Origin of the sequence: Paraburkholderia sp. NPDC080076 (assembly GCF_050281145.1) — a bacterium.
Taxonomy (GTDB): domain Bacteria; phylum Pseudomonadota; class Gammaproteobacteria; order Burkholderiales; family Burkholderiaceae; genus Paraburkholderia.
In genome coordinates, this window is sequence record NZ_JBNNWQ010000011.1 from 288651 (window position 1) to 295225 (window position 6575).

The following is a 6575-nucleotide window of genomic DNA, read 5'->3' on the forward strand; positions in this document are numbered from 1 at the left end:
ATCGGCTTGCTTTGTTTCGTCAGCCGGTTTTCGAATGCTTGCGCGAGGTAAGCCAGTTTTGCGCGGGGCCGTCGCCAGCCCGCAACGCATACGCCAGCGCGGGCCATAAAAACGTCAGTTCGCGAATGGGGCAGAAGAAAAATGAATTCACTCGACCAGAAGCAGCCGCTCTTGACCTATGACGGCAAGATTGGGGAGTTGTACGGGATCTTCATCAAAAATCTGCTGCTGCAGATCATCACGTTAGGCATTTATCGATTTTGGGCGACCACCAATACTCGCCGATATATCTGGTCGCGCATGCGCTTTCAAGGTGAGCGGTTTGAATACACCGGCACCGGCGGTGAATTGTTCAAAGGGTTTTTGCTGGCGATCGCGATTATGATCGGCGCGGTTATCGGCGCGGGCATTCTCAGCGCGGTTCTGCGCGCCGTTACGGGAAGTGCGTTGCTGGGTGCGTTGCCGTTTCTTGCGCTTTACGTCGTGATCGCAGTGGTCGCGGCGGGCGCGTATTTCAGCGCGCAGCGTTATCGCCTGAGTCGCACGCAGTGGTGCGGGATTCGCGGCGGCATGACCGGTTCGTCCTTCGTCTACGGCGTGTATGTGTTGCTGTATGGCCTGCTGTGCATCGTCACGCTCGGTCAGATGGTGCCGTGGGTGTCGATGCGCCTCGCGGAACGCCGCATCAACGCAAGCAGTTTCGGCAGCTTGCCGTTTCACTTTGAAGGCCGCGCCCGCGCGTTGTATGCCGCGTTCGTCGGTACGTTTGTCGGCGTGGTCGCGCTGCTGGTCGTACTCGGGGCGATCTTCTTCAAGAGCTTCATGGCGCTGCTGCCGATTGGCCACGCTCCGCTGAAGGGAAGCGATCCCGCGGCGCTCGCCGCTGTCGGCTCGGTGTTTCTGTTTTACGTGCTGTTCATCGTCGGCGCGTTGCTGATTCAGTGCTTCTACCTGGCGCTGCTCACGCGCCATGTCATGGGCAATACGACGCTGGGCTCGCAACTGCGCTTCGGCAGCAGCATCACCGCGGGGCGTCTGCTCGGCATGATCCTCGGCAATCTGGCCATCGTCGTGTTCACGCTGGGCTTGGGTTTGCCGATCGTGCTGCATCGCGTGATGCGACTCGCGGCGGATACGCTGCAAGTGTCCGGTCAGCTCGATCCGCAGACGCTGGCTCAAAGCGATCAGGCGGCGCCGCGTACCGGCGAGGGCATGCTGAACCTGCTCGATCACGGCGGCGCGTTCTGATTCTGAGGCGGCATTGACCTTCTCCGATTCAGAGGGCGCGCACTCGACGGGCACGCGCTTTTACGACGGTCGCAGTGCCGCTGCTCATGCGGTGACGCTGCGCTGGAGCGACGCGTTTCTCTCCATCGACGGCGAAGCGGGTGAGCTGGCGGTGTGGCCGCGAGCGCGGCTGGTCGTAGGCGAACCCGATCCGGAAGGACGAGTCGCGTTGTCGTGCAAAGGCGAGCCGGGCCGCGTGTCGACCGATGCTGCTACGTTGCCGGCGCAGATCATGCCGCGGCGCATGAAGCGGCGGCACTATCTCGGCTGGCTGATGGTCGGCGTGGTGGCGCTGGTGCCCGCGTTCGTGCTCGTCGTGCGACTGCCGGCGGTGGGCGCGGCGCTGGTGCCGCGCAGCGCCGAAAACCAGCTCGGCGAGATGGTGGAGGCGGTCGTCGTCGGCAAGCACAAAGTGTGTCGCGGTGAAGAGGGACAGCGCGCGCTCGAGCAACTCGAAGCGCGGCTCGCTCATGCTGCGGGTATCGCGCAACCGGTCCACCTGGAGGTGGTCGACCGCAAGATGGTCAATGCGCTGACGCTGCCTGGCGCACGCATGGTGATCATGCGCGGTTTGATCGAGCGAGTCGGCGATGCAGATCAACTCGCCGGCGTGATGGCGCACGAGACCGGACATATCGCGCGGCGTGATCCGATGGTCGCGTTGTTTCGCGGCGCTGGTATCAGCGTGATCAGCGCAACGCTCGGCATCAATCTCGGCTTTGCCGATGTGTCGTCGCTGGCTGGGCGACTCGTGGGTTTGTCGTATAGCCGCGGTATGGAGCGCCTCGCCGATGCGAACGGCGTCGCCTATCTGCAAGCAAGCGGCTTGCGCAGCGACGGGCTCGCCGGTTTTTTTGCACTGACTGACACGCGCAACGGCAATGCCGGCGCTGCGGTGGAATTCCTTTCGGATCATCCGCGGACGAGCGATCGGCAAAAGCAAAGCCAAGGGTCACCGCTCGGTGACAGCGCGTTGACGCCGAGCGAATGGGCCGCTGTCCGCTCGATGTGCGGCAAGCCGTGAGCCACGCGACTCATTGAGAGCGCAGCGGTGAAAGCCAATGCGTTCAAGGAGTTGGATGAGTCATGCGCAGGTTGTCCACAGGCTTGCGAACAATTTCTGTGGACAAATTCGACCGCGAGCACGCCTTCAGCAAGAAGGCGGCTCGTGAGGCTCGATGCACGTCATTTGACGATTAAAGGTCGGAGTCCAATCGCCGCTCTTCGACGGCGTCACGCGTGGCCGCCCAATACGGCGGACGGTTGTAGTACTCGTGCACGGACGTGCCCCATTGCATGTCCACCATCGAAGGCCAGTTATCCTTATCGAAGCCAGGCGCGTTTTTTATGCGTTCGGCGCTTGCGTCGAGCACGAAGCACTTGTCGTCCGTGTCGAGCGTGAGCGCGCTCCAGGGAATCGCGTGAAGCGTGTCGCCTATGCCTAGAAAGCCGCCGGTGGATAGCACCGCATAAGCGATTCGGCCGCCGCGTACGTCGAGCATGATGTCGGAGATCTTGCCGACATGTTCGCCGTCGGACGACATCACCTTGTTTCCGTCTAGCGTCGATGCCGCCATGACATCCGGTCCGGGTCCGTCACCGATGCCGACTCCAACAATATTTGCGCCCTGTGCGCCGGCGGATGCCGGGACTTGGGGATCGAACGTGGTCATGATGTGCTCCTCGTAAAAAGCGTACATGGGAAGCGCGCAACGACTATGCCTGTTACCTGGGAATGGTTGGCGCGGGAGCGCCTTCTGACGGTTGCCGCCGCCCGTTGCCGCCCGGCAGGCGTGGGTTGCTCGGCCATGCGGCGGTGCGCACCTGGAATCGCGCAATTGTGGGAAGCGTGACCGGCGAACGTTGCGCGACCGCGGCGGGTGACGCCGCGGCTCGACGCAATGGGCCAAGCCGCGTTTCGCCGCGTAGCTTGCGCAAACGGATCTTGTCGGGCTGTTCAACGCGAGGTGGTGGGCCGAGCCCGGCGGCGTGAGGACGCAGCGATTCAAAGGAAAGCGCTTACCCTTTCTTACCGGAGCTCAAGTTTCGGCGCACTGGGGTCGATAGGTGTTGTAGCCGGCCGTGCGTCGTCCACAAGCTGTTTGCGGCGCTATTGCATAGGTGCTCGATTCGCCGCGAGCGGACGGCGGCCGGCGCATCGAATAAGCGAAATCAACGGAGGTTGCTATGCAAATCGACAGTGCGTTGTCGTCGACACTGCCGGGACCGGACCGCGCGACGACGAAAAGCCCGTTCGCAGCAGACGACGCCGTCATGCAGACATCGACGGTGGATGCACCCACGCAGGATGACGCCGTCCATATCTCCGCGGAAGGCGCGGCGACGGCGACGGCGGCTCGAGAAGGCAATACGGGCCAGGGCGACGCAGTCAGCGATTCTGCAAGCGAGGGCACACCGGCATCCGGCGTCTCAGCGGTGAAATCGTTTGCGTACGGCACGCTCGGGCTCGAGCGTCCGGATCAGCCTCAGGAAGCGCACAACGCGTTCTATACGGCGGGGCGGTGGCTGGCAGCGGGCATCACGATCGGCGGGATCATTTCGCTGCTTGCCTGAGAGAGGGAAAAAGAATGCGCTTGCCGTGCGTGACGCACGACAAGCGCTATTGCTGGCTTAGCGGTCGAGGAACGACTTCAGGCGATCAGCGCGGCTCGGATGCATCAGCTTGCGCATGGCCTTGCTCTCGATCTGACGAATCCGCTCACGCGTCACGTCGAACTGTTTGCCGACTTCTTCGAGCGTGTGGTCCGACTTCGTGTTGATACCGTAGCGCATACGAAGCACCTTGGCTTCGCGCGGCGACAGCGAGTCGAGCGCGTCGTCGATGGCGGCGCGCAAGTCGGCTTGCATCGCTGCGTCGGCCGGCGAGGACGCTGCCGAGTCTTCGATCATGTCGCCGAGCGTGGCATCGCCGTCGTCACCGACCGGCGTTTCCATCGACACCGGCTGCTTCGCGATCTTCAGAATGCCGCGCACCTTCTCTTCCGAGAGTTCCATGCGTTCCGCGAGCACGGACGGATGCGCTTCCTGACCGGTCTGCTGCAGGATTTCGCGCGAGATGCGGTTCAGCTTGTTGATCGTTTCGATCATGTGCACCGGCACGCGGATCGTGCGAGCCTGGTCGGCGAGCGAACGCGTCACGGCCTGGCGGACCCACCACGTTGCGTACGTGGAAAACTTCCAGCCGCGACGGTATTCGAACTTGTCCACCGCCTTCATCAAGCCGATGTTGCCTTCCTGGATCAGGTCGAGGAACAGCATGCCGCGGTTCACGTACTTCTTCGCGATCGAGATCACGAGACGCAGGTTCGCCTCGATCATCTCGCTCTTCGCCTTGCGCATCTTCGATTCGGCCGCGACCATCTGGCGGTTGATCTCTTTCAGATGCTTCAGCGGCAGCGAAACCGTTGCTTCGATTTCGATCAGCTTTTGCTGTTCGGACTGAATTGCCGGCAGATGGCGCTCCAGCGCCGCGCCGTACGACGATGACGGGCGCGCGGCGCGTTCCGTCCAGCCGAGGTCGGCCTCATGACCGGCAAACGACTCGATGAACTTCTCGCGCGGCATGCCGCTCTTCGAAACGACGATTTGCAGAATGTTGCGCTCGATCGCGCGGACTTGCGCAACCTGTTGCTGCACGTCGCCGCACAGGCGATCGATCGTGCGCGCCGTGAAGCGGATCTTCGCGAGGTGCTGCTGGATCTCTTCGCGCGCACGCTGGTACGCCTTCGAGGTGACGTCGCCGCGCGTGTGCGACGCGTTCATCTGGTCGGACAGCATGCCGACCTGGGCGAAGATTTCGAGGCAGTCGCTCGTGAGTTGCTTCAGGCGCGCTTCGTCCGCTGCCGAGGAGTCGGCCGGGCCGACGTCGTCGTCGCTGTCTTCGTCGTCGTCGCTGTCGGTGTCCGCGTCGACATCGGCGGACGCGTCTGCGCTTGCGCTGTCTTCTTCGGCGGCGAGCGTGTCTTCATTCAGACCGTCGACCAGTTCGTCGATGCGCAGCTCGCCGTCGGCAACCTGCTGGGCGCTCGCCAGAATGGCCGAGATCGCGAGCGGGCAAGCGGCAATCGCCTGCACCATTTCATGCAGGCCGTCTTCGATGCGCTTCGCAATCGCGATTTCGCCCGCGCGCGTCAGCAGCTCGGTCGCGCCCATCTCGCGCATGTACATGCGCACCGGGTCGGTCGTGCGGCCGAATTCAGAATCGACGGTCGACAGGGCGACTTCGGTTTCCTCGTCCGCCTGATCGTCCGACACCACGGCGGGGGCGTTCGAGTTCAGCAGCAGCGTTTCGGCGTCCGGGGCCTGTTCATAGACCTGCACGCCCATGTCGTTGAACGCGCTGACAATGCTGTCGATCGCGGCCGTTTGCGCGAAGTTGTCGGGCAGATGGTCGTTGATCTGCGCGTGGGTCAGGTAGCCTTGCTCCTTACCCAGCTGGATCAGCGCACGCATCTGGCGCTGACGTTCTTCGGCTTGCTGCGGCGGCAGTTCGGCCGCCACGGGGATCGCTTTACCGGCGCCCTTGCCCTTGGCCGTACGGCCCGAGGGGGCTTTGGCGGTGTAGGCGGCGGTTTCGTGTTGCGAATCTTCGCGATCAAAAGGGTTCACGTATTCTCCTCTAGAGGCTTCGCTATGAGACGCAAGACGCGACCGTCAGGCGTTTCGAGCATGGCTCAACATCACCTGAGTGACTCAACGCGGTTGTTTGGCTGTGCTCTGGGGAGCAAAAAAGATGAGCCCGCTCGAAGCGGGCCGATAGAAATGTGCGAAATTCGCGCGGCTCGCATTATATACGAGCTTGGGGCTTCGCGCTCATCCTGTGCACATCATTTCATCATGCGCGTTTGTCGCAGGTTCGTCCTTGGGCCGCTGGTCGGGCGTAGAGCGGTCGCCGGTTCGATGCATCTAGGTGCGTGCACATTCGCTGATTTCAAGCTTCTCACTATAGAGGAGTTCGGTCGTCCTGACACGGCGGGGTCGCGTTTGCACCACTCTCCCTATATATAGGGGACGCCTGTTTCTGGCGTCGATCGGCGTCTGGTCAAAAGAAAATTCACAAAAGGGGTTGACGACGTGTCAGTCGTTCTCCATAATCTCGTTTCTCTGCTGCTGATGCAGCGACGCAGAACGAAGCGGTGCCGGGTAGTTGTGAGGTTGACGACGCGTGGTGCTGGTCCGGTAGTGAATGCGTAACCGATCTTTAAAAATTAACAGCCGATAAGTGTGGGCGCTTGATGCGCGACGCGAGGTGGATCCTTCGGGATCTG

Annotated in this window: 6 protein-coding genes; 3 read left to right on the forward strand and 3 right to left on the reverse strand. The window is 62.2% G+C overall.

The genetic code is table 11. The features are described from left to right. The first annotated feature begins 141 nt into the window (after positions 1–141). Both ACQKRQ_RS34500 and ACQKRQ_RS34505 read left to right on the forward strand, forming a co-directional pair. Positions 142–1248: a YjgN family protein gene (locus ACQKRQ_RS34500; protein WP_427481962.1), complete on the forward strand. Its 1107-nt coding sequence runs from the start codon at positions 142–144 to the stop codon at positions 1246–1248. A 13-nt stretch (positions 1249–1261) separates the two neighbouring features. Next, complete coding sequence (locus ACQKRQ_RS34505) at positions 1262–2311, forward strand: M48 family metallopeptidase (protein WP_427481964.1); 1050 nt, start codon at positions 1262–1264, stop codon at positions 2309–2311. Between the two features lie 172 nt (positions 2312–2483). Here ACQKRQ_RS34505 and ACQKRQ_RS34510 read toward each other — a convergent pair whose 3' ends face one another. Beyond that, positions 2484–2960, reverse strand: a complete 477-nt coding sequence (locus ACQKRQ_RS34510; RefSeq protein ID WP_132383977.1) for a PRC-barrel domain-containing protein — start codon at positions 2958–2960, stop codon at positions 2484–2486. A 514-nt stretch (positions 2961–3474) separates the two neighbouring features. Between ACQKRQ_RS34510 and ACQKRQ_RS34515 the strand changes: the two genes are divergently transcribed. After that, positions 3475–3861, forward strand: a complete 387-nt coding sequence (locus tag ACQKRQ_RS34515) for a hypothetical protein (protein WP_427481965.1) — start codon at positions 3475–3477, stop codon at positions 3859–3861. Positions 3862–3918: 57 nt separating this feature from the next. Here ACQKRQ_RS34515 and rpoD read toward each other — a convergent pair whose 3' ends face one another. Next, positions 3919–5916 (reverse strand): RNA polymerase sigma factor RpoD, encoded by a 1998-nt coding sequence (rpoD, locus tag ACQKRQ_RS34520; RefSeq protein WP_427481967.1) that lies wholly within the window; start codon positions 5914–5916, stop codon positions 3919–3921. Between the two features lie 468 nt (positions 5917–6384). Next, the coding region (locus tag ACQKRQ_RS34525; protein WP_427481969.1) for a hypothetical protein at positions 6385–6575 on the reverse strand (191 nt) is incomplete at its 5' end.

Bases quoted from the DNA above. Each gene is read 5' to 3' on its own strand.
- ACQKRQ_RS34500 (WP_427481962.1), top strand. From the start codon at position 142: ATGAATTCACTCGACCAGAAGCAGCCGCTCTTGACCTATGACGGCAAG.
- ACQKRQ_RS34510 (WP_132383977.1), bottom strand. From the start codon at position 2,960: ATGACCACGTTCGATCCCCAAGTCCCGGCATCCGCCGGCGCACAGGGC.
- ACQKRQ_RS34515 (WP_427481965.1), top strand. From the start codon at position 3,475: ATGCAAATCGACAGTGCGTTGTCGTCGACACTGCCGGGACCGGACCGC.